This window comes from Nakamurella flavida (assembly GCF_030811475.1).
Classification (GTDB): Bacteria; Actinomycetota; Actinomycetes; order Mycobacteriales; family Nakamurellaceae; genus Nakamurella; species Nakamurella flavida.
Genome location: NZ_JAUSQV010000001.1, coordinates 4257863 through 4281614, shown reverse-complemented (window position 1 = coordinate 4281614; position 23752 = coordinate 4257863). Strand labels below are relative to the sequence as shown.

The 23752-nt window shown below is 72.3% G+C and carries 22 protein-coding genes, 1 tRNA gene, 1 other RNA gene and 1 riboswitch; of the genes, 10 read left to right on the top strand and 14 right to left on the bottom strand.

Annotated features, from left to right (window positions below; translation table 11 throughout):
• Positions 1 to 65: 65 nt before the first annotated feature.
• The 6 genes from ctaD to J2S58_RS18910 all read right to left on the bottom strand — a co-directional run bounded on the left by ctaD (position 66) and on the right by J2S58_RS18910 (position 6822).
• Positions 66 to 1793 carry an aa3-type cytochrome oxidase subunit I gene (gene ctaD / locus J2S58_RS18935; protein ID WP_205257284.1) on the bottom strand — a complete coding sequence of 576 codons (1728 nt, stop codon included), beginning with the start codon at positions 1791 to 1793 and terminating at the stop codon, positions 66 to 68.
• 245 nt (positions 1794 to 2038) lie between these two features.
• Complete coding sequence (locus J2S58_RS18930) at positions 2039 to 3859, bottom strand: gamma-glutamyltransferase family protein (RefSeq protein ID WP_205257283.1); 1821 nt, start codon at positions 3857 to 3859, stop codon at positions 2039 to 2041.
• Positions 3860 to 4036: 177 nt separating this feature from the next.
• Positions 4037 to 4109, bottom strand: a tRNA-Ala gene (locus tag J2S58_RS18925).
• Between the two features lie 140 nt (positions 4110 to 4249).
• Positions 4250 to 5113 (bottom strand): DsbA family protein, encoded by an 864-nt coding sequence (locus J2S58_RS18920; protein ID WP_205257282.1) that lies wholly within the window; start codon positions 5111 to 5113, stop codon positions 4250 to 4252.
• A 109-nt stretch (positions 5114 to 5222) separates the two neighbouring features.
• Entirely contained in the window at positions 5223 to 5717 is a 495-nt protein-coding gene (locus tag J2S58_RS18915) for a MauE/DoxX family redox-associated membrane protein (RefSeq protein ID WP_205257281.1), read from the bottom strand.
• A 40-nt stretch (positions 5718 to 5757) separates the two neighbouring features.
• Positions 5758 to 6822, bottom strand: a complete 1065-nt coding sequence (locus J2S58_RS18910; RefSeq protein WP_306829295.1) for an FKBP-type peptidyl-prolyl cis-trans isomerase — start codon at positions 6820 to 6822, stop codon at positions 5758 to 5760.
• Between the two features lie 197 nt (positions 6823 to 7019).
• On the opposite strand from J2S58_RS18910, the gene J2S58_RS18905 reads away from it, so the two are divergent.
• The 3 genes from J2S58_RS18905 to J2S58_RS18895 are packed head-to-tail and all read left to right on the top strand — an operon-like array spanning position 7020 to position 9819.
• On the top strand, positions 7020 to 8381 hold the full coding sequence (locus tag J2S58_RS18905; RefSeq protein WP_205257279.1) for a magnesium transporter MgtE N-terminal domain-containing protein: 1362 nt from the start codon (positions 7020 to 7022) through the stop codon (positions 8379 to 8381).
• A complete protein-coding gene (locus J2S58_RS18900) occupies positions 8374 to 8913 on the top strand; it encodes a DUF1003 domain-containing protein (RefSeq protein WP_205257278.1) in 540 nt (179 codons plus the stop codon). Before J2S58_RS18905 ends, J2S58_RS18900 begins: the two co-directional genes overlap by 8 nt.
• A gap of 57 nt (positions 8914 to 8970) precedes the next feature.
• Positions 8971 to 9819 carry an ATP-grasp domain-containing protein gene (locus tag J2S58_RS18895; RefSeq protein ID WP_205257277.1) on the top strand — a complete coding sequence of 283 codons (849 nt, stop codon included), beginning with the start codon at positions 8971 to 8973 and terminating at the stop codon, positions 9817 to 9819.
• Between the two features lie 71 nt (positions 9820 to 9890).
• Here the strand turns inward: J2S58_RS18895 and J2S58_RS18890 are convergent, their stop codons facing one another.
• The 7 genes from J2S58_RS18890 to hisN form a co-directional block, all read right to left on the bottom strand.
• Entirely contained in the window at positions 9891 to 10337 is a 447-nt protein-coding gene (locus J2S58_RS18890; protein ID WP_205257276.1) for a cupin domain-containing protein, read from the bottom strand.
• A 105-nt stretch (positions 10338 to 10442) separates the two neighbouring features.
• Positions 10443 to 10817: a transfer-messenger RNA gene (gene ssrA, locus J2S58_RS18885) on the bottom strand.
• Positions 10818 to 10950: 133 nt separating this feature from the next.
• On the bottom strand, positions 10951 to 11496 hold the full coding sequence (gene smpB, locus J2S58_RS18880; protein ID WP_205257275.1) for an SsrA-binding protein SmpB: 546 nt from the start codon (positions 11494 to 11496) through the stop codon (positions 10951 to 10953).
• A gap of 70 nt (positions 11497 to 11566) precedes the next feature.
• The gene (locus J2S58_RS18875) at positions 11567 to 13156 is read right to left on the bottom strand and encodes a carboxylesterase/lipase family protein (protein WP_205257274.1); all 1590 of its coding nucleotides are present in this window, start codon (positions 13154 to 13156) and stop codon (positions 11567 to 11569) included.
• A 62-nt stretch (positions 13157 to 13218) separates the two neighbouring features.
• Complete coding sequence (gene ftsX, locus J2S58_RS18870; RefSeq protein ID WP_205257273.1) at positions 13219 to 14121, bottom strand: permease-like cell division protein FtsX; 903 nt, start codon at positions 14119 to 14121, stop codon at positions 13219 to 13221.
• A gap of 71 nt (positions 14122 to 14192) precedes the next feature.
• A complete protein-coding gene (gene ftsE / locus J2S58_RS18865; protein WP_205257272.1) occupies positions 14193 to 14882 on the bottom strand; it encodes a cell division ATP-binding protein FtsE in 690 nt (229 codons plus the stop codon).
• An 82-nt stretch (positions 14883 to 14964) separates the two neighbouring features.
• A complete protein-coding gene (gene hisN / locus J2S58_RS18860; protein ID WP_205257271.1) occupies positions 14965 to 15807 on the bottom strand; it encodes a histidinol-phosphatase in 843 nt (280 codons plus the stop codon).
• Between the two features lie 116 nt (positions 15808 to 15923).
• Here hisN and J2S58_RS18855 point away from each other — a divergent pair, with 116 nt between their 5' ends.
• The 3 genes from J2S58_RS18855 to J2S58_RS18845 all read left to right on the top strand — a co-directional run bounded on the left by J2S58_RS18855 (position 15924) and on the right by J2S58_RS18845 (position 19554).
• Positions 15924 to 17114, top strand: coding sequence for a Gfo/Idh/MocA family protein (locus J2S58_RS18855; RefSeq protein WP_205257270.1), 1191 nt, complete (start codon positions 15924 to 15926; stop codon positions 17112 to 17114).
• A gap of 21 nt (positions 17115 to 17135) precedes the next feature.
• Complete coding sequence (locus tag J2S58_RS18850) at positions 17136 to 18113, top strand: hypothetical protein (protein WP_205257269.1); 978 nt, start codon at positions 17136 to 17138, stop codon at positions 18111 to 18113.
• A gap of 187 nt (positions 18114 to 18300) precedes the next feature.
• A complete protein-coding gene (locus tag J2S58_RS18845; RefSeq protein WP_205257268.1) occupies positions 18301 to 19554 on the top strand; it encodes a CpaF family protein in 1254 nt (417 codons plus the stop codon).
• A 33-nt stretch (positions 19555 to 19587) separates the two neighbouring features.
• Here J2S58_RS18845 and J2S58_RS18840 read toward each other — a convergent pair whose 3' ends face one another.
• Entirely contained in the window at positions 19588 to 19977 is a 390-nt protein-coding gene (locus J2S58_RS18840) for a hypothetical protein (RefSeq protein WP_205257267.1), read from the bottom strand.
• 56 nt (positions 19978 to 20033) lie between these two features.
• Positions 20034 to 20124: riboswitch (TPP riboswitch) on the top strand.
• Positions 20125 to 20199: 75 nt separating this feature from the next.
• Between J2S58_RS18840 and J2S58_RS18835 the strand changes: the two genes are divergently transcribed.
• From J2S58_RS18835 to J2S58_RS18820, 4 genes are read left to right on the top strand one after another with little or no spacing between them, the layout of a single operon-like run.
• On the top strand, positions 20200 to 20952 hold the full coding sequence (locus J2S58_RS18835) for a TenA family protein (RefSeq protein ID WP_205257266.1): 753 nt from the start codon (positions 20200 to 20202) through the stop codon (positions 20950 to 20952).
• A 54-nt stretch (positions 20953 to 21006) separates the two neighbouring features.
• The gene (locus J2S58_RS18830) at positions 21007 to 22086 is read left to right on the top strand and encodes an ABC transporter substrate-binding protein (protein ID WP_205257265.1); all 1080 of its coding nucleotides are present in this window, start codon (positions 21007 to 21009) and stop codon (positions 22084 to 22086) included.
• Between the two features lie 7 nt (positions 22087 to 22093).
• A complete protein-coding gene (locus J2S58_RS18825; RefSeq protein ID WP_205257264.1) occupies positions 22094 to 22936 on the top strand; it encodes an ABC transporter permease in 843 nt (280 codons plus the stop codon).
• Positions 22933 to 23694, top strand: a complete 762-nt coding sequence (locus J2S58_RS18820) for an ABC transporter ATP-binding protein (RefSeq protein WP_205257263.1) — start codon at positions 22933 to 22935, stop codon at positions 23692 to 23694. The genes J2S58_RS18825 and J2S58_RS18820 overlap by 4 nt, the downstream gene beginning before the upstream one ends.
• Positions 23695 to 23752: the final 58 nt, after the last annotated feature.

The following is a 23752-nucleotide window of genomic DNA, read 5'->3' as shown; positions in this document are numbered from 1 at the left end:
CACGAGGGCGGCCGGTGAACTGCTCGGCTTCGACGGGATGTGATCCAGCGAAGTCACGAAGTGCCTCAGATCTTCAGATGCGGGCTGGCCTCGGCCTCTTCCAGGGCCTTCCAGTTCCGGCTCGGGTGCGCCTCGCTGCGCATCCGTTCGATCATGTGCGGGTGGTGCAGCTCGAACGCCGGGCGCTCGGACCGGATGCGCGGCAGCGAGGTGAAGTTGTGCCGCGGCGGGGGCGAGCTGGTCGCCCACTCCAGCGAGTTGCCGTAGCCCCACGGGTCGTCGGCCACGGTGATCTCGCCGTACCGGTAGGACCGGATGACGTTCCAGATGAACGGGAGCGTCGAGGCACCGAGGACGAAGGCCCCGATGGTCGAGATCATGTTCAGCGTGGTGAAGCCGTCGGTCGGCAGGTAGTCGGCGTAGCGGCGGGGCATGCCGACCTCACCCAGCCAGTGCTGGACCAGGAAGGTCAGGTGGAAGCCGATGAACGTCGTCCAGAAGTGCAGCTTGCCCAGGCCCTCGTCGAGGAAGCGGCCCGTCATCTTCGGGAACCAGAAGTAGATGCCCGAGTAGGTGGCGAACACGATGGTGCCGAAGAGGACGTAGTGGAAGTGCGCGACCACGAAGTACGAGTCCGACACGTGGAAGTCCAGCGCCGGGGCGGCCAGGATGACGCCGGTCAGCCCGCCGAACAGGAACGTCACCAGGAAGCCGCAGGCGAAGAGCATGGGCGTCTCGAAGGTGATCTGGCCCTTCCACATCGTGCCGATCCAGTTGAAGAACTTCAGCCCGGTCGGCACCGCGATCAGGAACGTCATGAAGCTGAAGAACGGCAGCAGCACGGCGCCGGTGGCGAACATGTGGTGGGCCCAGACAGCAACGGACAGGGCGGCGATCGACAGCGTCGCGTAGACCAGACCGCGGTACCCGAACAGCGGCTTCCGGGAGAAGACCGGGAAGACCTCCGTCACGATCCCGAAGAAGGGCAGGGCGATGATGTACACCTCCGGATGCCCGAAGAACCAGAAGAGGTGCTGGTAGAGGATCGCACCACCGTTGGCCGGGTCGAAGACGTGTGATCCGAAGTGTCTGTCCGCCGCGAGACCGAAGAGCGCCGCGGTGAGGATCGGGAACGCGATGAGGATCAGGATCGACGTCACCAGGATGTTCCAGGTGAAGATCGGCATCCGCCACATCGTCATGCCCGGGGCGCGCATGCAGATCACCGTGGTGATCATGTTGACGCCGCCGAGGATGGTGCCCAGACCGGACACGGCCAGACCCATGATCCACAGGTCACCACCGACCTGCGGGGAGTGCTCGATACTGGAGAGCGGCGGGTAGGCGGTCCAGCCGAACGCGGCCGCGCCACCGGGGGTGAAGAAGCCCGAGGTCGCGATGAGCGCGCCGAACAGGTAGAGCCAGTAGGAGAAGGCGTTGAGCCGGGGGAAGGCCACGTCCGGCGCGCCGATCTGCAGCGGCAGCACGAAGTTGGCGAACCCGAACACCACGGCGGTCGCATAGAACAGCAGCATGATCGTGCCGTGCATGGTGAACAGCTGGTTGTACTGCTCGAGCGACAGGAACTGCATCCCCGGCCGGGCGAGCTCGGCGCGCATGAACAGCGCCATCACCCCGCCGACCATGAAGAAGAAGAACGAGGTCGCGATGTACATCTGACCCAGGACCTTCGGGTCCGTGGTCTTGAGATACCCCAGGAACTTGCTTCCCCTGGGGGCCCGCTGGACCGGGTACGGCCGGGTCACCACGGGACGGGGAGCGACGGCAGTCAAGGAACCCTCCAGCAAGTCGTTGCGCCATGCAGTCGAGGGCAGGCCGCGACTTCTGTCGATCGTAGTCCGACATTGCGTAGAACACCCGTCCCCGGCCCAACTGTCTCCCGTGGATCTCACAGACAGCCTGGTCGGCGCCCGACAGCTCCGGACGTCGTGACCCGGGCGTGACATCCCGGTGGCCGTACCGGTCCTCGGCGCCGGCGGGCGGAGCCGCAGGCCCCCGGGACCCGGACACCCCTCGGTCAGCGCCCGATGGCGTAGCCCTGCCGCCCGCGGGGGTCGGCGGCGGCGCGCAGCACACCGGTCGCCGGGTCGCGGGCGGTGACGCAGAGCCGGCCCAGCGACCAGGGTTCGCCGACCACCAGGCGGTGCCCGCGGCCGCGCAGGTCGTCGAGCACGGCCGCGCCGAACCGCTCCTCGGCGACGAGTTCACCGGGGTAGGCCTCGCGCGGGTGGAACGAGCTCGGGAAGTGGGTGGTGTGGAACATGGGCGCGTCGATGACGGCCGGCAGGTCCACGTGGCGGGCGCGCTGCCGGGCGATCCGGAGGAAGAAGGTGACCTGCCACTGGTCCTGCTGGTCGCCGCCCGGGGTGCCGAACGCCAGCTCGGGCCGACCGTCCCGGAACGCCAGGGACGGGGAGAGGGTGGTGCGGGGGCGGCGGCCGGGCGTGAGGGTGGTGGGCAGCCCGGGCTCCAGGGTCGTCATCTGCAGGCGTGAACCGAGCGGGAACCCCAGGGCCGGGATGATGGGCGAGGACTGCAGCCAGCCGCCGCTCGGGGTCGCGGCGACCATGGTCCCCCACCGGTCGGTCACCGTGACGTGGCAGGTGTCCCCGCGGACCTGACCGATCCGGCCCACCGTCGGCTCGCCGCCCGTGCCGGCGGCCAGACCGGCCGGGCGGCCCCCCGGGCCGGCGGGGAAGTCGCCGTCCGGGGTGAACCGTTCGTGCCGGGGCAGGCGGGGTTCCCGGCCGTCCGGGCGGCCCGGGCGCAGCTCGAGGGATGCGGCGTCTCCGATCAGTCCGCGACGCTGCGTGGCGTACTCCGCGGACAGCAGCGTGGCCAACGGGACGTCGTCGGTGTCGCCGTACCAGGCGTCGCGGTCGGCGAACGCCAGCTTGGCCGACTCGGTCACCAGGTGGACGAAGTCCGCCGAGACGTCCGGGCCGTCCGTCCGGGGCAGTTGCCCGTCGAGCAGGCGCAGCTGCTGCCCGAACACCGGCCCCTGGCCCCAGGCGGCGGATTTCGCCACCGTCCAGTCGCCGAACGGGATCTGCACGGCCGGTTCGGTGGTGCAGCGGAACCCGGCGACGTCGGCGGCGGTGATCACGCCGGCGTGGCGCTCCCCCGAGGAGTCGAGCCAGGACGTCCGGGCGAACGCGTCGATCTCCTGCGCCGCCCGGCCCTGCTGCCAGGCGGCCAGGGCGGCGGCGATCCCCGCCTCCCGGTCGGGACCGGCGGCGGCGGCCTCGTCCACCAGGTACCGGTAGGTCGCGGCGAGGGCCGGATTGCGCAGCTGGGTACCCGCCGCCGGGGGCTGCCCGCCCGGTAGATAGGTCTCCGCGGAGGTCGTCCACTCGTGGGTGAACAGATCCGCCACGCCGCCGATGCTGCGGGCGATGCTCGGCAGCACCGGGTAGCCCGTCTCGGCGTAGTGGATCGCGAAACGCAGCACGTCGTGCACCCGGGCGGTGCCGTGCTCGGCGAGCAGCGTCAGCCAGGCCACGGTCGACCCGGGCACGGCCGCGGCCAGCAGGCCGGACCCCGGTACCAGGTCCAGACCCAGCCCCCGGTAGGTGTCGGCATCGGCCCCGGCCGGCGCCGGTCCCTGGCCGTTGACCACCACCGGCGACCCGTCCGCGGTCGTCATCATCAGCACCATGTCGCCGCCGGGCCCGTTCAGGTGGGGTTCGACGACCTGCAGGGTGAAACCGGCCGCGACGGCGGCATCCACGGCGTTGCCACCCGCCTCCAGGACGGCCATCCCGGCGGCACTGGCCAGCCAATGCGTGCTGGCGATCATGCCGAAGGTGCCGCTGATGTCCGGGCGGGTGGTGACCATCACCCCAGTCAACCCCACGCCGGACCTCTCCGGCGCCGGCAGGTATCAGGCCGGCGCCGGGCCGCTCCGGGTCGAGGAGGGGATCACCGGGACGCTGTCGACCCGGTGGGCACGGCCGGGGGAACGACGAAGGGCCGGAGCGTCTGCTCCGGCCCTTCGTCGTGTTGCACTGCTCGGTGGAGCTGAGGGGACTCGAACCCCTGACCCCCACACTGCCAGTGTGGTGCGCTACCAGCTGCGCCACAGCCCCTCGCGGTGCCGGGAAAGATTACCAACCCGGTGCGCCCGGCACCTAATCGGCAGGTCACCGCCGCGGAGCCGGCCCCTCCCCCCGCCCGCGGCGATCACCCGATCACGGCATCGGACCTGGTCGCCGCGGGTGGGCGGAGGTCAGCCGTTGGCCAGCAGGGTGGTCAGCCAGTTGACGTCGGTGCTGATCGGCTTGCCGTCGCGGACCACGCTCGGGGTGCCGACCTGACCGCCGGTGGCCGCCTTCAACGACTCCTGCCCGGAGGTGTTCGCAGCCTGGGCGGCGGCGATCTGCGACCCGGAGGTGATGCAGTCCGCGGCCGCACCGGCACCGCTGTCGGTGGCCACCTGGGCGAGCTGGGCGTTGCTCAGATCGGTGGTGGCGCCCTCCTTCGGCTGGGTGCCCTCGGCGAACAGCGCGGTGTGGAACTTCTCGAAGACGCCGGGGGTCGACCCGGCCTCCTGGGCGACGCACAGTGCCGCCGCGCCGGCCCGGGTCGAGTAGTCACCCGAAGCGGATTGCTGATCCAGGAACGTCAGCAGGTGGTAGTTCACGGTGATCCGGCCCGTGTCCACGGCCTGCGCCATCTGCTGGCCGAACTGCTTCTCGAACTGGGAGCAGATCGGGCAGAGCCCGTCCTCGTAGACGTCCAGCACGATCGGCTCCTCTCCGCCGGCGGCCGGCGGCGGACCCTGCACCGTGATGATGCCGCCCGTCGTGGAGGCGGTGGACGCGGTGGACTCGCCGTAGCCGTCCCCCTGCACCTTGGTGTTCTTGTTGTAGAGGATCAGCCCGAAGATGATCACCGCGGCGATGACCACGCAGGCGATGATCAGCGTGATGGGCTGGGTGCGGCCGGTGGAGGCCTTCCGCGCGGCGGCGACCGACTGACGCCCGCCGGCCGGGGTGGCTCCCCCCGCTGCCTTCGGGCTCGGGGTGGCACGCGCCGTGTTCGGCGTCCGCCCCGCGTTCTTCCTGCGGTTGTCCTTGCCGCTGCTCGCCACCGACCTGTTCCTTCCGTTCCGCGCCGACCCCGGGGCCGACGTCGTTGACTGGATCACGACGGGCGCTGTGGCCCCGACCTGCGGTGTTGTCGCAGGGGTCCGGATTCCACTATGCCGGGCCGCCGGCCCGTCGGGCGGTCCACCCGTCCACCGAGAACGCCGTCCGGGGCCGGGCGACGAGGAACCCGGCCAGGGCCAGGAACCCCAGATCGCGGACGATCTCCCAGGTGTACGCGGTCTGACCGGGTGCGACGTCACCGCCGCCGCCGAAGCAGCCGCAGTCGATGGTCAGGCCGCGGATCGCCGCCTGGGCCACCCCGGCGATGAAGATCACCAGCAGCACCGCGGACAGCACGGCGGCCAGTCGCGTGGCCAGCCCGGCGATCAGCAGCAGGGCCAGGGCGATCTCCAGGAACGGCAGCACCCCGGCCACGACGGGAACCAGGCCCTCGGGGAGCACCTGGTAGGCCCGCACCGCGACCGTGGTCTCCCGGGCGTCGAGGGCCTTCGGGATGCCGGCGGACAACCAGACCGCGGCCAGGCCGAACCGGGCCAGCAGCCCGACGGTGTCCCACAGGCGGGCCCGGCCGGGGGTGCCGGTCATCCGACACCCCCGGGCGGTCCGGTCGGCCGCCCCATCCCGATCAGCCGGTCTGCGCCACGATGTCCAGCACCGCGGCGATGGCCGGCGTCGCCTGCCCGCCGCTGGTGGCACTGGCTGCGGCGGCGGGGAGCTGGACCAGCACCCGGCTGCCCACGGGGACCCCGACGAGGCCCTCGAACGGACTGCCGGCCGCGATCTGGATCTGCTGCGGACCCGCGCCGACCTGGGTCGTCGGGTCGGCGGAGGCGTCGGGCCAGGTGGCACCGATGGGCTGCCCGTCCCAGCTGACCGCCACGTACTGCGCGAGCACCGAGCCGTCGGTGACGGCCGGGCCGGTGCCGGTGGCCAGCACGGTGGTGCTGGCCGCGGTCGGCTCGGCGAGGCCGGCCGGGATGGTCAGCGTGGGCTTGACGCCGAGGTCACCGGTCACCTCGGGAGCGTTCGCCGGGGCCGGCTGCGGGGTGGCGTCGGTCTGGCCGCCCTGATTCGGGCCGATGGCCTGCACGACGTCGATGACGAAGACGAGCGTGTCGGTCCCGGTGATGCCCGCGCTGGCCTGACCGGTCGAGCCGTACCCGTCGGCGGGCGGCAGGCTCAGCAGGACGCGGCTGCCGACCTTGACCCCGGTCAGCCCGACGTCCCATCCCGGGACGACCTTGCCGACGCCGATCTGGAAGGCGCTGGTGGCGTTGCGGTCGTAGGAGTTGTCGAAGACGGTGCCGTTCCACACCTGACCCAGGTAGTTCGTCACCAGCCAGTCGCCGGCGGCGACCTCCGGGCCGGTGCCCTCGGTGAGGATCTGCCGCTGCAGGCTCGGCGGCGGGTCCGCGGGGAAGGTCAGCGTGGGCTTCTCGCCGAACGCCCCGGTCGCGGTGGGCAACTGGTCGGCGGGGACGGCCGCGGCGACGACGGTGGCCGCCGGGACCTCGGGACCCAGGGTGGCGGCCTCGCTGCTCGGCACGGTCGAGCCGTTCGCGTCGGTCACCGGCCCCGAGGAGGAGGCGGCGGTGGACGTGGTCGCGGACGTCTCCACCGAGGAGGTGCCGGAGGCGCAGGCGCCGAGCACCACCAGCGGCAGGACCGCGACGACGGCGCGGACCCGCACCGTCCGGACGATTCCGGTGAACCCAGTCAAAGCCTGACAACCCTTCGTACGGAGCATGGAGGTGGCCGCGCCGGAGGCCGGGCGGACAGAGCGCCCGGTGGCGCAGCGGCGTGCCGGCGTCACCATACGCATCGCATCTGGTGGCCGGCTGTGAGGCGGTCACCGTCCGTTCGCCCGGGAGCCCTACTGTGTCTGCCGTGGCTGCCAACAGAGTCTTCGTCGCCCAGCTGAGCGGGCTGCCGGTGTACGGGCCGGACGGCGAGTCCATCGGCAAGGTCCGGGACCTGGTCGCGGCGCTGCGGCTCGACCGCAAGCCGCCCCGGGTGCTCGGCATCGTCGTGGAGCTGCCCACCCGCCGCCCGATCTTCGTCCCGATGGGCCGGGTGAACTCCCTGGAGTCGCACGCGGTCGCGCTGTCCACCGGGTCGGTCAGCCTGCGCCGCTTCGAGCAGCGCAGCACCGAGATCCGGCTGCTCGGTCAGCTGCTCGGCACGAAGGTGCGGTTCGCCGCGACGGCCGCGGCCGCCTCCGTGGTCGACGCGTCGATGGAGCACACCCGCACGAAGGACTGGGTGGTCACGCGCCTGGCCGTCCGGGAGCGCACCGGGCTGATGAGCCGCCGGTCCCCCGTGCAGGTCGTCAACTGGACCGACATCCGCGGCACGGACCTGGCCGATCTGACCGGGGCCGCCCTGCGCCCGACGCAGGAGCTGCTGGCCAGCTTCGAGGGGATGCGCGCCGCCGACGCGGCCACCGTGCTGCGCGACCTGAGCCCGCAGCAGCGGTTCGAGCTGGTCGACGTGCTGTCCGACGACCGGCTCGCCGATGTCATCGAGGAGCTCCCGGAGGACGACCAGAAGGAGTTGCTCGCCCATCTGGACGAGGCCCGGGCGGCCGACATCCTGGAGGCGATGGACCCGGACGACGCGGCCGATCTGCTCGCCGAGCTACCCGAGGGCGTGAAGAACCGCCTGCTGGACCTGATGGAGCCGGAGGAGTCCGAGCCGGTCAAGCGGCTGCTGCAGTACTCCTTCGACACCGCCGGCGGTCTGATGACCCCGGAACCGGTCGTCCTGACCCCGGACGCCACCATCGCCGAGGCGCTCGCCCGGGTCCGCTCCCCCGATCTGACCCCGGCCCTGGCGTCGATGGTGTTCGTCTGCCGCCCCCCGCAGGCCACCCCCACCGGTCGGTACCTGGGCGCCGTGCACACCCAGCGGCTGCTGCGCGAACCCCCGTTCGACCTGGTCGCGGGGGCCCTGGACACCGAGATGGCCCGGCTCCCCCCCAACGCCCGGCTCACCGACGTCACCCGTTTCTTCGCCGCCTACAACCTGGTGTGCGCCCCCGTCGTCGACGACGAGGACCACCTGCTCGGCGCGGTGACCGTCGACGACGTCCTGGACCATCTGCTGCCCGACGACTGGCGCGAGCGGGGCCTGGAGAACACGCTGACCGTCGGCGCCCACCAGGCCGCGGCCACCGTGCGCCGGCGGGCCGAGGCCGAGCTGAGGACCGCGGACACCGCGGACCGGGAGCCGGGGGGCGGCCGTGGCTGAGCGGCGGCCGGGGCGCCGCCTGGATCAGCCCCGCAGCGGCCGGCGTTTCGCCGTCGAGATCGACCCGGAGACGTTCGGCCGGCTGTCGGAGAACCTGGCCCGGTTCCTGGGCACCGGGACGTTCCTGTTCTGGCAGACGCTGCTGGTCATCACCTGGATCGTGCTCAACCTGGTCGCGGTCAACCTGCGGTGGGACCCGTACCCCTTCATCCTGCTCAACCTGGCGTTCTCCACCCAGGCCGCCTATGCGGCACCGTTGATCCTGCTCGCGCAGAACCGTCAGGACGACCGCGACCGCATCACCCTGGACGAGGACCGGCACCGGGCCAGCCAGACCAAGGCCGACACCGAGTTCATCGCCCGGGAGCTGGCCGCGCTGCGGGTGGCCATCGGCGAGACGGCGACACGCGACTACCTGCGCGGCGAGCTGGACCGGCTGCGGGCCGATCTGAGTGAACCGGGCAGCGAACCGGTCAAGCGCGGGCGGGACAAGAAACGTGAGGACAAGAAGCAGACGGCCAAGGCGGACTGATCCCCGCTCCCACGGCCGATCCCGGACACCCCGCCGACCCGTGAGAGCATCCCGGGCGTGAGAGACGTGCTGCTGCTGACCGCCCCCACCCTCCCCCGTGACGACGTCGACATGCCGCTGATCGTGGACGCGCTGGCCGCACGGGGGGTCCGCGGCCTCGTCCGCGGCTGGACCGAGACCGGCCCTGTGCCGGCGGGCGTGGAGCTGGCGGTGATCCGCAGTACCTGGGACTACGCGGCGCGGCGTACGGAGTTCCTCGACGCGATGGGCGCATTGGCCGAGGACATCCCCCTGCACAACCCGGTTCCGGTGCTGGCCTGGAACTCGCACAAGGGGTACCTGGTCGAGCTGGCCGCCGCCGGGGTTCCTGTGGTGCCGTCCGTCCTGGTCGTCCGGGGCGGGCGGACGCTGCCCGATCTCGGCGCCGAGCGGATCGTGGTCAAACCCGCGGTGTCGGCGGGTGCGGTGGGTGTCGGGCTGTTCCCGGCCGGGTCGGCCGAGGCGGCCACCCACCTGGCCGCGTTGACCGCCACCGGTGACGCCCTGGTCCAGCCATTCCAGGAATCGGTGCGCGAGGGCGAGCGCTCGCTGCTGTTCTTCGACGGGGAGCTGTCGCACGCGGTCCGCAAGATCCCGGCGCCGACGGACTTCCGGGTGCAGGAACAGCACGGCGGCCGCAACGAGGCCGTCCAGGCGTCCCCGGCCGACCTCGACGTCGCCCGGCGGGCCCTCGCCGTGGCGCCCGCCGACCTGCTCTACGCCCGGGTCGATCTGGTCGGCCCGACCGATGCGCCCCTGGTCATGGAACTCGAACTGATCGAACCCGGGTTGTTCCTGCCCGAGGGCCCCGGTTCCGCGGAGCGGTTCGCCGACGCGATCGTGGGCCGCCTGCCTGCCGCAGGCTGACGACCGGGTGCCGACCGCAGGACGGAGCGGGAACCGATCGCAGGACGACCGGGTGCCGGGGACCGGGGTGATCAGGACCGGGTGAGGGCGGCGATGTCGTCGGCCGCAGCCGGCCAGCGCGCGGTCAGCTCCGACTGCCCGGCGAAGCGGACCCCGTCGGGATCGTAGGGCGGGGCCATGGTGGTGCCGACCAGCGTCCACTCCCCCGCCGACGCCGAGCCCTGCCACACCCCGCCGGGCACCCGGATCTGCGGACGCTGGCCGGCGGCGAGGTCGGTCCCGAGCACGGGGCGGGTGACGGTGCCGTCCGGGTGCAGCAGCACCAGGCGGAGCGGCGCACCGGCGTAGTGGTGATAGGTCTCGGCCGCGGTCAACAGGTGGAGCGCGGAGAAGTCGGGGGCGCGGACCAGGAAGTGGATGGCGCTGCCGTGCTCGTCCGCGTGGGTGACGGCGAACAGGCCGCCCTCGACGGGCAACGGTTCCAGGGCCAACGCGGCGATGATCTGCTCGACGGTCACCCGCGCATTCTCGACCACCGGCCCCACCCGGCCCCATCCGGCCGACCAGGGCCCGGACAGCCGGAAGGCCCCACCCGATGTCTCGGGCGGGGCCTTCCGGTCGTGCTGTGGAGGTGGCGGGAATTGAACCCGCGTCCAACGTTGCCTCACGAGGCCTTCTCCGGGCGCAGTCCGCCTTGTCCCTACTTGACCTCACCAGTCATGCGAACGTGCTGGTGCGACAGGCCCAGTCGCTGTGAGATGTCCCGTCGGATCCCGCGACCGGATCCTTCGGTAATCCTCCTAGCTGGCGCCAGTACCCGGGGCGGAGGAGAACCCGGACTGACGAGTGTCACACTCGCTCAGGCGGCGAGGGCGACACTGCGCTGAGTTTTGTTCTCGGCGCTTGATTTTTTGCGACGGGTGGTTAACGAGATCATCGTCGCCTTCCTCGGCCCGCTTCTCCTTGCTCAACAGACGCTGTCGAAACCGATCACCCCCCGAGGTACCGAGGGGAACTGCCCGGTGACGTGCCTGATGTGGTGCACCGTCCGGACACATCTGTCCGGACGGGGTGGTGCATCTCCAGCCTACCGTCCAACCCCGGAGGGGTCGACCGCATTCCCGGGTGGGATCAGCCGGTCATGCCCTTGAACCTGCGCCCGGCGTAGCGCTCGAGCTCGCGGTCGGCGTCCCGCTTGGCCAGGGTCTGCCGCTTGTCGTACTGCCGCTTGCCGGTGGCCAGGCCGAGCTCGACCTTGACCCGGCCGCCGAGGAAGTACATCGACAACGGCACCAGCGCGGTGCCGTTCTCGCGCATCTTGGCGGTGAGCTTCTCGATCTCCGCGCGGTGCAGCAGGAGCTTGCGCGAGCGCCGCGGGGCGTGGTTGGTCCACGTGCCCTCGGCGTACTCGGCGATGTGCACCCCGCGCAACCAGACCTCGTCCTCGGTGATCGTGGCGTAGCCGTCGATCAGCGATGCACGACCGGCGCGCAGTGACTTGACCTCGGTGCCGGTCAGCGAGATGCCGGCCTCGTAGGTGTCGATGATCGAGTAGTCGTGCCGCGCCTTGCGGTTGGACGCGATGATGCTGCGGCCGGTGGGCCGGTTGCTGCTGCGGGCCCGGCCGGTGGGGGCCGTGCGGGTCGGCGCGGGGCGGACGGTGGTGTGGGTAGCCATGACCGGTCCAGAGTACCGGCGGTGGTCCACCGGTTTCCGATCCCGCCCGCCGGTCCGGGCATCCGGGCGGTCAGCGGAAGGCGAGCGGCTCGGCCCCCCAGGTCTCGCGCAGGTTCCGGTCGAGGTCCTCGACGACCGTCTCGGTCCGGTCGAAGACCATGGTGGCCCGCACCGGCGACGTGTAGGCGGGCCAGCTCACCGCGTCCGGGTGGTCCGGGCTGCCGGTCCGGGCGAAGGCGATCCACCGCTGCTGCATGGCCGCCGACAGCACCCGGGCGGCGGCCAGGCCGCCCAGCTTGAAGGTCACGTCCCGCGGGCCGTGGACCAGGTTGCCCCAGACGTACGGCAGCTCGGTGGCATGGGTGGCGCCGATGCGCAGCAGCTTGAGCACCGGGGTGGCGTGGTCGAAGCGGTACAGGTGGACCGCGGCCACGGCGGCGTGCCCCTCGGCCACCCAGACGGTGGGCATGCGGAACCCGATGTCGCGGGCGATCCCCAGCCCCACGGCCCGCACCCGCATGCCGGAGTAGGCACTCACCACCTGGGCGCGTTCGGGCAGCACGAGCTCGGGGTGCTCGACGGCGATCTGCGCGAACATCTCCTCGATGGTGTCGGTCTGCACCGGCATCAGCGGCGACTTCATCCGGGCGAAGAGCGACGCCTCGTCCTTGTTGGTGCCGATGAGCAGCGGGACCGGGGCCGCCTCGCCCCGGGCGAACACCGCCACCGGATAGTCCGGCACCAGATCGCCGTCCACGGTCGGCGCGAAGGCCAGCGTGCCGGGGGCGGTGCTGGGGACCTCGGAGAACAGGACCTGACCGGCCTCGACGAGGGCCTCCACCGGCAGCGCCCGCAACCGGGTCGCCCGGTCGGCACCGCCGTCCGGGTCCACCAGCTCCACGAACCGCCGGACCACGGTGGCGGCCCGGGCGCGGTCGTAGACCGACGTGGCCGGGGAGCTCTGGGCGATGGCCCGGTGGAACAGGCCGCGGGCCGACGGGGTGGCCATCAGGGTGGTGACCATGCCGCCGCCGGCGGACTCGCCGAACACGGTGACGCAGTCGGGGTCGCCGCCGAAACCGGCGATGCCGTCCCGGACCCACTGCAGGGCCAGGATCACGTCGCGCAGGGCCAGGTTGCCGTCGAAGGAGCCGTCACCCTCGTCGCCGCCGGTCGCGGTGAGGTCCAAGAAGCCGAGCACGCCGAGGCGGTAGTTGATCGTCACGACGACGACGTCGCCGGCCTCGACGAGCGACCGTCCGTCGTACAGGGCCTGGCTGGCCGAACCGAGCACGTAGGCCCCGCCGTGCACCCAGACCATCACCGGTCGCGGAGCGGCCGGTTCGGCGGGGGCCCAGACGTTCAGGAACAGGCAGTCCTCGTCCTGCCGCACGCCGACACCGAGGTCGATCATCGGACCGACGCCCTGCGGGGCGGCCGGCCCGAACCGCAGGGCGTCGCGGATCCCGGTCCAGGGCTCCGGAGGCACCGGCGCCCGCCAGCGGAGGTCACCGGTCGGTGGGGCGGCGTACCGGATGCCCCGCCACACCGACACGGACCCGACCTGTTCACCCCGGACAGCGCCGGCCGGGGTCGACACCACCGGTCCGTCGGAATCGGTGCCGACAGGTCCGTGGGGGTACGCGTCCGATGGCTGCACGCCGGGCAGTATCCCCCCCCGGCACGGAGGTCCCGGTGAAGGCCGCCCGCCCGTCCGTGCCCCTAGAGGCGGACGTACAGGCGGAGGGTGACGTACGCCGAGACGGCGGCCAGTCCGGCGCCGATGGCGACCAGGATCGGGGACACCCAGATCAGGGTGGCGGTGTCGACCGGCGGGAGGATGCCGGCGCTGAACACCGACCCCAGTGCCTTGTCGATGAAGAAGAACTTGGCCGCGACGAGACCACCGATGGCCAGCGCCGCGCCGATGACCCCGGCCAGGATCGCCTCGATCATGAACGGCAGCTGGGTCCGCCACCGGGAGGCGCCGACGAGTCGCATGATCGAGGTCTCGGTGCGCCGGGTGAACGCCGCGATCTGCACCATGTTCGAGATGAGCAGCAGCGCGGCCAGGGCCTGGATCAGCGCGATGACGATGGTCGCGTTCCGCACGCTGTTGAGCAGCGAGAACAGCCGGTCCAGGAACGCGCTCTGGTCGGACACCGACTGCACGCCCGGCGAGCCGGAGTACTGCTCGGCGATGATGCGGAAGCGTTGCGGGTCGGCCAGCCGGACGTGGAAGGACGCGGACAGTGCCTCCTGGGTGCCGATCTCGAGCAGCTCGGGCTGTCCGGCGAACTGCTGCTGGTAGCGCTGGAACGCCGCCGCCTGGCTCTCGTACTCGATCGAGGCGACCTCGGCGTTCGCCTGGAGCGAGGAGTTGATCGCCTGGCACACGTCGTCGCGGCAGTCCGGGTCCTGGGCGGACACGTCGGGCGTGAGGTAGATGGTCACCTCGACCCGATCACCGTAGATCTCCTGCAGCTGGTCGGTCATCCGGGCGACGATGAGCCCGCCGCCGAGCAGGCCCAGGGAGATCGCGGTGGTCAGGATCATCGCGATCGTCATCGTGATGTTCCGGCGGAATCCGTTCAGGACCTCGCCGAGGATGAATCCGGCTCGCATGTGTTCCTCTCGTGCGCTGCCGGTTCCTCCCGCAGCTCAGGGATGGTGCTCGAGTCGTTCAGATGGGTGGGTCAGCGACCGACGCCGTAGACGCCGCGGGCCTCGTCGCGGACGACCTTGCCCAGTTGCAGCTCGATGACCCGCCGACGCATGGAGTCGACGATGGTGTTGTCGTGGGTGGCCATCAGCACGGTGGTGCCGGTGCGGTTGATCCGCTCCAGCAGCAGCATGATGTCGGCGCTGGTGTCCGGGTCGAGGTTGCCGGTGGGCTCGTCGGCCAGCAGCAGCAGCGGCCGGTTGGCGAACGCCCGGGCGATCGCCACGCGCTGCTGCTCACCGCCGGAGAGCTCCTGCGGCAGTCGCTTGGCCTTGCCCTCCAGGCCGACCATCTCGAGCACCTCGGGGACGACCTGCTTGATCGACGCCCGGGACCGGCCGATCACCTCGAGGGCGAACCCGACGTTCTGCTCCACGGTCTTGTTGGTCAGCAGCCGGAAGTCCTGGAACACGCAGCCGAGCTGCCGGCGGTGGGCCGGGACGCGCGAGCGGCGCAGGTTGACCAGGTCCTTGCCGCCCACCGAAAGGTCACCGGAGGTGGGCAAATCCTCGCGCAGCAGCAGCCGCAGCAGGGTGGACTTGCCCGAGCCCGACGGGCCGATGACGAACGCGAATTCGCCCTTCTCGACGTCCAGCGAGACGCCGTCCAGCGCGGGCCGCGTGGACGTCTTGTAGATCTTGGTGACATTCCCGAGGTGAATCACAAACGCGCAGCTTACCGACTCTTTCGTTACTCGTCCGTCATCTCGGCGGGATCGCGATCACGCTGTGCTGCTGCTGTGCGGTTCAGCCGGCCCGGTCGGCGAGGCCGAGGGCGGCCACGGTGGCTGGGTGCAGCCGTCCGTTGGTGGCCAGTGCACTGGCCGTGGCCGGCCCGGCCGGGCGGCCGGCGGTGTCGGTGAACGACCCGCCGGCCTCGGTGACGATGGGCACCAGGGCGGCGAGGTCCCACAGGCTCAGCTCGGGTTCGACGGCGATGTCCACCGCGCCCTCGGCGACCAGCAGGTACGACCAGAAGTCACCGTAGGCCCGGGTGCGCCAGCAGGCCCGGGTGAGGTCCAGGAAGGCCGGGAGGGCGTCGATCGCCGACCACTCGGCGAGATCGGAGTAGGAGAGCGAGGCGTCCCCGAGCTCGGCCACCCCCGAGACCCGGCACGGCCGCGGGGCGCCGCCGGCGAAGGAGGTGAAGGCTCCCCCGCCGGTGCGGGCCCACCAGCGGCGGGCCAGGGCGGGCGCGGACACCACGCCGACCACGATGGCGTCCCCGTCGAACAGCGCGATGAGGGTGGCCCACACCGGGACGCCGCGCACGAAGTTCTTCGTCCCGTCGATCGGGTCGATCACCCAGCGCCTGGCCTGCCCCGTCGCCGCTGCCTCGGATTCCCCGGCACCGAACTCCTCGCCCAGCACCGCGTCGTCGGGCCGCAGCCGGCCGAGCACCTCGCGCAGGGCGCGCTCGACGGCCAGATCGGCATCGGTCACCGGGGTCAGGTCGGGCTTGGCCGTGACGGCCAGATCGGCCGATCCGAACCGCGGCAGGCTGATCGCGTCGGCCGCGTCGGCCAGCGCCAGGGCGACGGCCAGATCGTCGGTCGGATCGCTCGCTTCGGCCGGGGTGCGGGAGGTCACCGCCGCACCCTATCCAGCCCCTTCTTGTGCTCTTGACAGGACAAAGAACGGACCGGACAGTGGCCACCGACCGTCCCGCCAGGATCACCGTTCCGCCACCGTCGCTGGGAGCCCCGATGTCCCTGCCCACCCCCGGGTCCACCTCCATCCCCACCCGGCGTCCGCTGCCGGTGGCCGTGGCCGGCTTCGGCTGGATGGGCCGCGCGCACACCCAGGCCTACGCGCGGGTGCTCCACCACTTCCCGGATCTCCCTGTCGCCCCGGTGCTGGCCGCGGTGGCCGACGAGGTGCCCGGCCGGGCGGCGGCGGCCGCGGACCAGTTCGGCTTCGCCCGGGCCGAGCTCGGCTGGCCGGCCCTGGTCGCCGATCCGGACATCGCCGCGATCAGCGTCACCGCGCCGAACTTCCTGCACCGGGAGATCGGCGTGGCCGTGGTCTCCGCCGGGAAGCACCTGTGGATCGAGAAGCCCGTCGGGCTGAGCGCCGACGACGCCCGTGCCGTCGCGGACGCGGCACGGCGGGCCGGGGTGCGGACGGCAGTGGGCTTCAACTACCGCAACGCCCCGGCCGTGCAGGCCACCCGGGACCTGATCGCCGCGGGCGGGATCGGCCGGGTCACCCACGCGTCGTTCCGCCTGCTGTCGGACTACGCCGCCCATCCGCAGGGGGCGTTGACCTGGCGGTACGAACGCGAGCGGGGCGGCAACGGCGTGCTGGGCGACCTGATGAGCCACGGGGTCGACCTGGTCCGCCATCTGCTCGGCGATCTGCAGGCGGTGGTCGCCGACACCGCCGTGTTCGTGCCGCAGCGGTCCCGGCCGACCGGGGCGACCAGCGGACACGGCCGGGCCGAGGGCGGCGAGCTCGGCGATGTGCAGAACGACGACTGGGCCGGCGGGCTCATGCGCATGGCTTCGGGCGCGCGGGTGGGGGTGGAGGCCAGCCGGGTCGCGGTCGGCCAGCAGAACACCTACGGCTTCGAGATCCACGGGACGGCCGGGATGGTCGCCTGGGACTTCCGCCGGATGGGCGAACTCCGCCTGAGCACCGGTGACCGCTACCAGGACGAACCCGCCGCCACCGTGTTCGTCGGCCCGGACGCCGGCGCGTACGGGGCCTTCCAGCCCGGCGCGGGCATCGCCATGGGGTACGACGACCTCAAGGTCATCGAGGCCGCGGCGTTCCTGCGCTCCATCGCCGACGGCGAACCCCACGGCGCCACGATCGACGACGCGGTGGCCGCGGCCCAGGCACTGGACGCGATGACCGAGTCGGTGGCCTCGGGTCGCTGGGTGACCCTTTCCTGACCCACCCGTCAGGATGGGTCCATGACGGACCGGGTGACCGACGCGGTGGCCGAGCTGTACGCCGGGCCACTGGCGGACTTCACCCCCCGCCGCACCGCGCTGGCCAAGGATGCCCGCTCCGCGAAGGACCGGGACGCCGCGACCCTCATCGGCGCGCTCCGCAAACCGACCCGGGCCGCGTTCACCGTCAACCAGCTGGCGCGCGCCCACCCGGAGCGCATCGCCGAACTGCTCGAACTCGGCACCGATCTGCGGGAGGCCGAGCACTCGCTGGACGGCCCGGCCATGCGCGAGCTGTCCGGCCGCCGCCGCACGCTGGTCGAGGACCTGGCCGCGGTGGCGTTCGACCTCGTCGACGAGAGCGAGCCGGCCACCGCGTTGCAGGAGGACGTGGTCGCCACCCTCAACGCGGCCGTCGCGGACGAGGAGATCGGCGGCGCCGTGTCCGCCGGAGCGCTGGTCAAACCGGTGCACTGGGAGGGCTTCGGCTCGGTCGCGCTGGCCGATCTCGTGGCCGTCCCCGACGCGGTGGGCGCGCCACCGGTCCGTGGCCCCGACCGGGCGGCCGCGCCCCCGGTCGGGTCCCCGGTCGGGTCGGACGACGAACCGGACACCCGCACCAGCACGGGCAGGCGGACCGGTCGCGGGCAGGACGCGCAGGGCGGGGACGACGGCGCGGACCGGCGCGCGGCCACCCGGCAGGCCGAGCGCGATCGTGCCGCCCGGGCCGCCGAGCGCGAGGCCGCCGTCGCGGAGCGCCGTCACCGCCAGCAGGCCGAGCTGCAGGAGGCGCGGGATGCCGAGCAGCAGGCGCAGGACGCGGTGACCGCCGCCCACCAGGCCGTTCAGGACCGCACCGACGAGGTCCGCGCCGTGCAGGAGCAGCTCGCCGCGGCCCGGAACCGGTTGGACGACGCCCGCTTCGCCGTGCGTCGGGCGGAGATCGACCAGCAGAAGTCGGCCCAGCTGCTCGACCGGCTGACCCGGCGCGCCCGCTGAGCGCGTGGGGTGACACGCGGGCCGGTGCGGCTCGCACCGAAGATCCCCACCGCCCCGGACGGGTGTGGATTTCCCCCGCCTGGGACACCGTGTTCCCCGTAGGTTCGAGCCCGTCCGTCCCGCCCCCCGGACACCTGTCCACCGTGCGCCCGCCGGCGCACCCGCACGACGATCCGGGGATCGAGCCATGCCGACGCTGACCGCCACCGAGCACATCCAGGACGAGGTCCGCGAACTCGTCCGCCGCCGCGGCATCGACCCCGTCACCGACCACCGCGGCACCCGCTCCCTCATCGACGAGGTCATCACCCACTACGAGGAACGCGTCCCCACCTCTTCGCTCCCTCCACTGCTCGACCGCACCGGCGCGGTCCGCACCGTCTTCGACAGCCTTGCCGGATTCGGCCCCCTGCAACGCTTCCTGGACGACGACGAGGTCGAGGAGATCTGGATCAACGCCCCCGGCCGGGTCTTCGTCGCCCGCCGCGGCGTCTCCGAGCTCACCACCGTCGTCCTCACCCCCGGCGAGGTCCGCGACCTCACCGAACGCATGCTCAAGCCGTCCGGCCGCCGCCTGGACCTCTCCTCCCCGTTCGTCGACGCCCTGCTCCCCGACGGCAGTCGCCTGCACGCGGTCATCCCGGACATCACCCGCGAGCACCTGAGCCTGAACATCCGGAAGTTCGTCGTGGCGGCGAACGGCCTGGAGGACCTCGTCGCGCTGGGCAGCATGACGGCGCACGCGGCCCGCTTCCTGGAGGCCGCGGTGGTCTGCGGGCTCAACATCATCGTCGCCGGCGGGACCCAGGCCGGGAAGACCACCCTGCTCAACACACTGCTGAACTCCGTCCCGGCCCGGGAGCGGGTGATCACCTGCGAGGAGGTCTTCGAGCTCCGCCCGAACCTTCCCGACGTGGTCGCCATGCAGACCCGGCAGCCGAACCTGGAGGGCAACGGGGAGATCCGGTTGCGGCGGCTGGTCAAGGAGGCGCTGCGGATGCGGCCCAGCCGGATCATCGTCGGCGAGGTCCGCCAGGAGGAGTCCCTGGATCTGCTCATCGCGCTGAACAGCGGTCTGCCCGGCATGTGCTCGGTGCACGCCAACTCCGCACGGGAGGCCGTGGTCAAGCTGTGCACCCTGCCGCTGCTGGCCGGGGAGAACGTCACCGCCGGGTTCGTGGTGCCCACCGTCGCCGCGTCCGTCGACCTCGTCGTGCACGTCGGCGTGGAACCGAACGGCGGCCGCCGGGTCCGCGAGATCATCGCCCTGCCGGGGCGGGTCGAAGCCGGTGTCATCGAGACCGCGGACATCTTCACCAGCCGCGGGGGTGAGCTCGTCCGCGCGCAGGGCTTCCCGCCGCACCCGGACCGCTTCGAGCGCTTCGGATACGACCTGCCCGATCTCCTGGGCGGGCACCGGCGGGACCGCAGCGACGACTGACCCGGCCGCCGATCGGCTGCGGCCCAATGGGTCTCACCCGATGTCGATCGACTCCGCCGACGGGAACTCCGCGACGCCCTCGTCGTCGAACGGGGCGAGCTCCAGGTAGCTGAGCCGGTCGTCGTCGACGAACAGCAGCAGGCCGTCCTTCGTCCCCGCCTCCAGGACGATGCGGACAGCATGCTCGGGCTGCCTCAGCCCCCGCGCGTCGGTCAGCTCGATCGAGGGACACGTCCGGCATCCGCACCGTGAGCCTGCCCGGACACCCGGCACGCTGACCAGCCACCGTTCCCGGTCCGCCGCGGTGGGTCGGCCCTCGTGGTCCATGCCCCGCTCGATCATCGCGATCAGCACTTCGCGTTCCCGCGCGGTCAGCTCACGGACGCGTGACGGGTCGTCGACAGGTCCCGGTCCGCGTCGCATCGGGCGACCCTCCCACGCGCACGGCGACCCCCGACGGGTGACCTGGGGGTATCGTCGTCGGCGACACGGGGTGCCCACTGGGCTGAGAGAACACCCGTCGAACCTGATCTAGTTCGTACTAGCGAAGGGATGTCGCGCTGTGCCGTGCTGCTCCAGGCGCCTGCTCGTCTCACCCACCCGTCCCATCCACCGCTGCACCGTGCCCGCCGGACGGGGGCCGGCATGACGGCCACCGCCCGCCCGGGCACCGCTCACCCACTGGCCGGTTCGCCTGCCGCAGGGTCTCCCGCCGCTGGGTCCCGCTTCACCGACGAGCTGTGGGCCTCCACGGCCGACGTCCGGGAGAGGATCGACGGCATGGCGTTCCTCGCCGGGCTCGGCGCGGGCACCCTGCCGGTCGAGGTGTTCCGGTTCTACCTGGAGCAGGACTCGCTGTACCTGGCGGGGTACGCCAAGGCCCTGGCGCTGCTGGCCGCGAAGGCCCCGACCCCGGTTCAGGCCGCGTTCTGGGCCTCGTCCGCGCACACCGCCGCGGTGGTGGAGACCGGGCTGCACGGCGACCTGCTCGGCGGCGGCGCCCTGGGCGAGCCGGCCGGGGAGCTCGAGCACTCCCCCACCTGCCTGGGCTACGTCTCCTTCCTGATCGCGACGGCCGCCACCGCCGACTACCCGGTCGCCGCCGCCGCGGTGCTGCCCTGCTTCTGGATCTACGCGGAGGTCGCCGCCCGGTTGGCCGTCGACGCGGCCCGGGTGCTGGACGTCGCCCCCGACCACCCCTACGCCCGGTGGGTCGCCACCTACGACGGGCCGGAGTTCCAACACTCGGTGGTGCAGGCCCGGCGCCTGGTCGACGACGCCGCGGCGACCGCCACCGACGCGCAGCGCACGCAGATGACGGCCGCGTTCCGCACCGCGAGCGTCTACGAGTTCCTGTTCTGGGACACCGCGCTGCACCCGCAGCCCTGGCCCGTCTGACCGTCGCGCTCTGCCCGACCTGCCCCCGATCATGGCTGTCCCGAAAGGCTTCTCGTGTCCACCCTGCCCTCCCGCCGCGCGTTCCTGACCGGCACGCTCGGCTCCGCGCTGCTCGCCGTCGCCGCCTGTTCCGGTGATCCGGCCGTCCCGGCCGCCACCGCCGACGCCACGGACGGCTCGGCCGCCCCCGGCACCGCCGTCGGCCCCACGACCATCCGCTTCGCCCTGGACTGGACCCCCAACACCAACCACACCGGCCTGTACGTCGCCCTCCAGCAGGGCTGGTTCGCCGAGATCGGGCTGGACGTCCAGGTTCTCCCGTACAGCAGCGCCCTGCCCGACACCCTGATCGACGCCGGCGCCGCCGAGTTCGGCATCAGCTTCCAGGACTCCTCGGCCCGTGCGCAGGCCGCCGGCGCCGGCGTGGTCAGCGTGTTCGCCGTCCTGCAGCACTGGGCCACCGCCATCGGGGTGCGGGCCGACCGGGACGACCTGACCTCGCCGAAGAACCTCGACGGGCTCACCTACGCCGGGTTCGGCGACCCGGTCGAACAACCGCTGCTGCAGGCGGTGATCCGGGACGCGGGCGGGACCGGAGACTTCACCACCGTCACCCTCGGCACCTCGGCCTACGAGGCCCTGTACTCCGGCGACGTGGACTTCACCATCCCGTTCACCGCCTGGGAGGGCATCGAGGCGGAACGCAACGGCACCCCGATGAAGTACTTCCACTACACCGACTACGGCTTCCCCGACGCCTACGCGGTCGTGGTGGACGGCAGCCGCAGCTGGATCCGGGACCACCCCGAGCAGGCGCGCGCGTTCCTGGGTGTGCTGCAACGCGGCTACCAGCTCGCCGCCGACTACCCGGACACCGCGGCCGAGCTCCTCATCAAGGCCAACCCGGGCGCGTTCACCGACGAGGACCTGGTCAAGGAGAGCCAGCGGACCCTCGCCGCGGATCTGTTGAAGTCGGCCGACGGAACGGTCGGCCCCCAGGACGCCGCCCAGTGGTCCGCGTTCGGCCGGTTCCTCTTCGACGCCGGTGTGCTGGTCGACGCCGACGGGGCCCCGCTCACCACCGAGCCGGACTTCGGCTCGTACTTCACCACCGACCTGCTGACCGCGCCGTGACCCGCTCATGACGCTTCGCGCGACTCCCCGTCCGGCGGAACAGCTCTCCCCCGGCGTCGCCCCGTCGGCGCGGCGGCGTGCGACCGGCGCCCTGGCCCTGGTCTGGCCCGCGCTGCTCGTCGTGGCCGTGCTGCTCGTCGGTTGGCAGATCTCCGTGACGCTCGGGGACGTGCGGCCGCAGATCCTGCCGAGCCCCCTGCGGGTGGTCGAACAGGGGTGGGCCCAGCGAGCGGTGATCGGGCGGAACGCGCTGGCCACGCTGCAGGTGACCCTGGTGGGGTTCGCCCTGTCCCTGACCGTCAGCGCCCTGGTCGCGGTGGGGGTGGACTTCTCGCCCTGGTTGCGTCGCGCGCTGGTGCCGCTGCTCGTCGGCTCGCAGACCCTGCCGATCGTCGCGATCGCCCCGCTCATGATCATCTGGTTCGGTTTCGGTGTCCTGCCCAAGGTTCTCGTCGTCACGCTCACGACGTTCTTCCCGATCGCCCTCGGCCTCATCGAGGGGTTCGCCTCCGCCGACCGGGACGGCGCCCGCCTGCTCGCCTCGATGGGGGCCGGCCGGTGGCGCATGTTCCGGTACCTGCGGCTCCCTGCGGCCCTGCCCCGCTTCTTCACCGCGCTGCGGATCGGGGTCACCTACGCCGTCGTCGGCGCGATCTTCGCCGAGTACGTCGGTGCCACCGAGGGTCTCGGCATCTACATGGCCCTGCAGAAGAACTCGTTCCGCACCGATCTGGTGCTGGCCGCGGTGGCCGTCACGGCGGCGTTGAGCATCGCCCTGTTCCTGCTGACCTACCTGCTCGAACGTCTGGTCTGCCCGTGGCTGGGAGCGACCCGGCCGGACGCCCGATGACGGCGGGCCGACTGACCGTCGACGGGATGTCGGTGGCCCTGGGCGCGGGGGCCTCCCGGCGTCCGGTCATCGACGGGGTGGACCTGGACGTGGCCCCCGGTGAGTTCGTGGCCGTGATCGGGCCGAGCGGCTGCGGCAAATCCACCCTGTTCGGGGTGCTCGCCGGGTTGATCCGGCCCGACCACGGCACGGTGGCCCTGGACGGCGAGTCGATCACCGGGCCCGGGCACACCGCCTTCATGCCGCAACGCGATCTGCTGTTCCCGTGGCGCACCGTCCTGCAGAACGCGGCCCTGGGGCTGGAGGTGCGGGGGGTGCCCCGCCGGGAGGCCCGGCGGCGCGCCGGTGAGCTCTTCCCCCGGTTCGGGCTGGCCGGATTCGAGGACGACTACCCGGCCGCGCTGTCCGGGGGGATGCGCCAGCGGGCCGCGCTGCTGCGGACGGTCGTCCAGGATCGCGAGCTGCTGCTCCTCGACGAGCCCTTCGGCGCGCTGGACGCCCTCACCCGGACGGATCTGCAGCACTGGCTGCAGGACATCTGGACGGAGTACCGGTGGACCACCCTGCTGATCACCCACGACATCCGCGAGGCGGTGCAGCTGGCCGACCGGGTCGTGGTGCTCTCCCCGCGCCCGGCGTCGATCCGCGGCATCGTGACGGTGGATCTGCCGCGACCACGAGGGGTGGGGCTGCTCGCCCACCCGGAGTTCGTGCGGGCCGAGCAGGAACTGCTCGCCCTGTTGGCTCCGGCGGCCTGAACCCGCCGGAGCCCGCCACGGAGCCGGCCGGCAGGACCGACCCGGCTGGTCGGTCCCG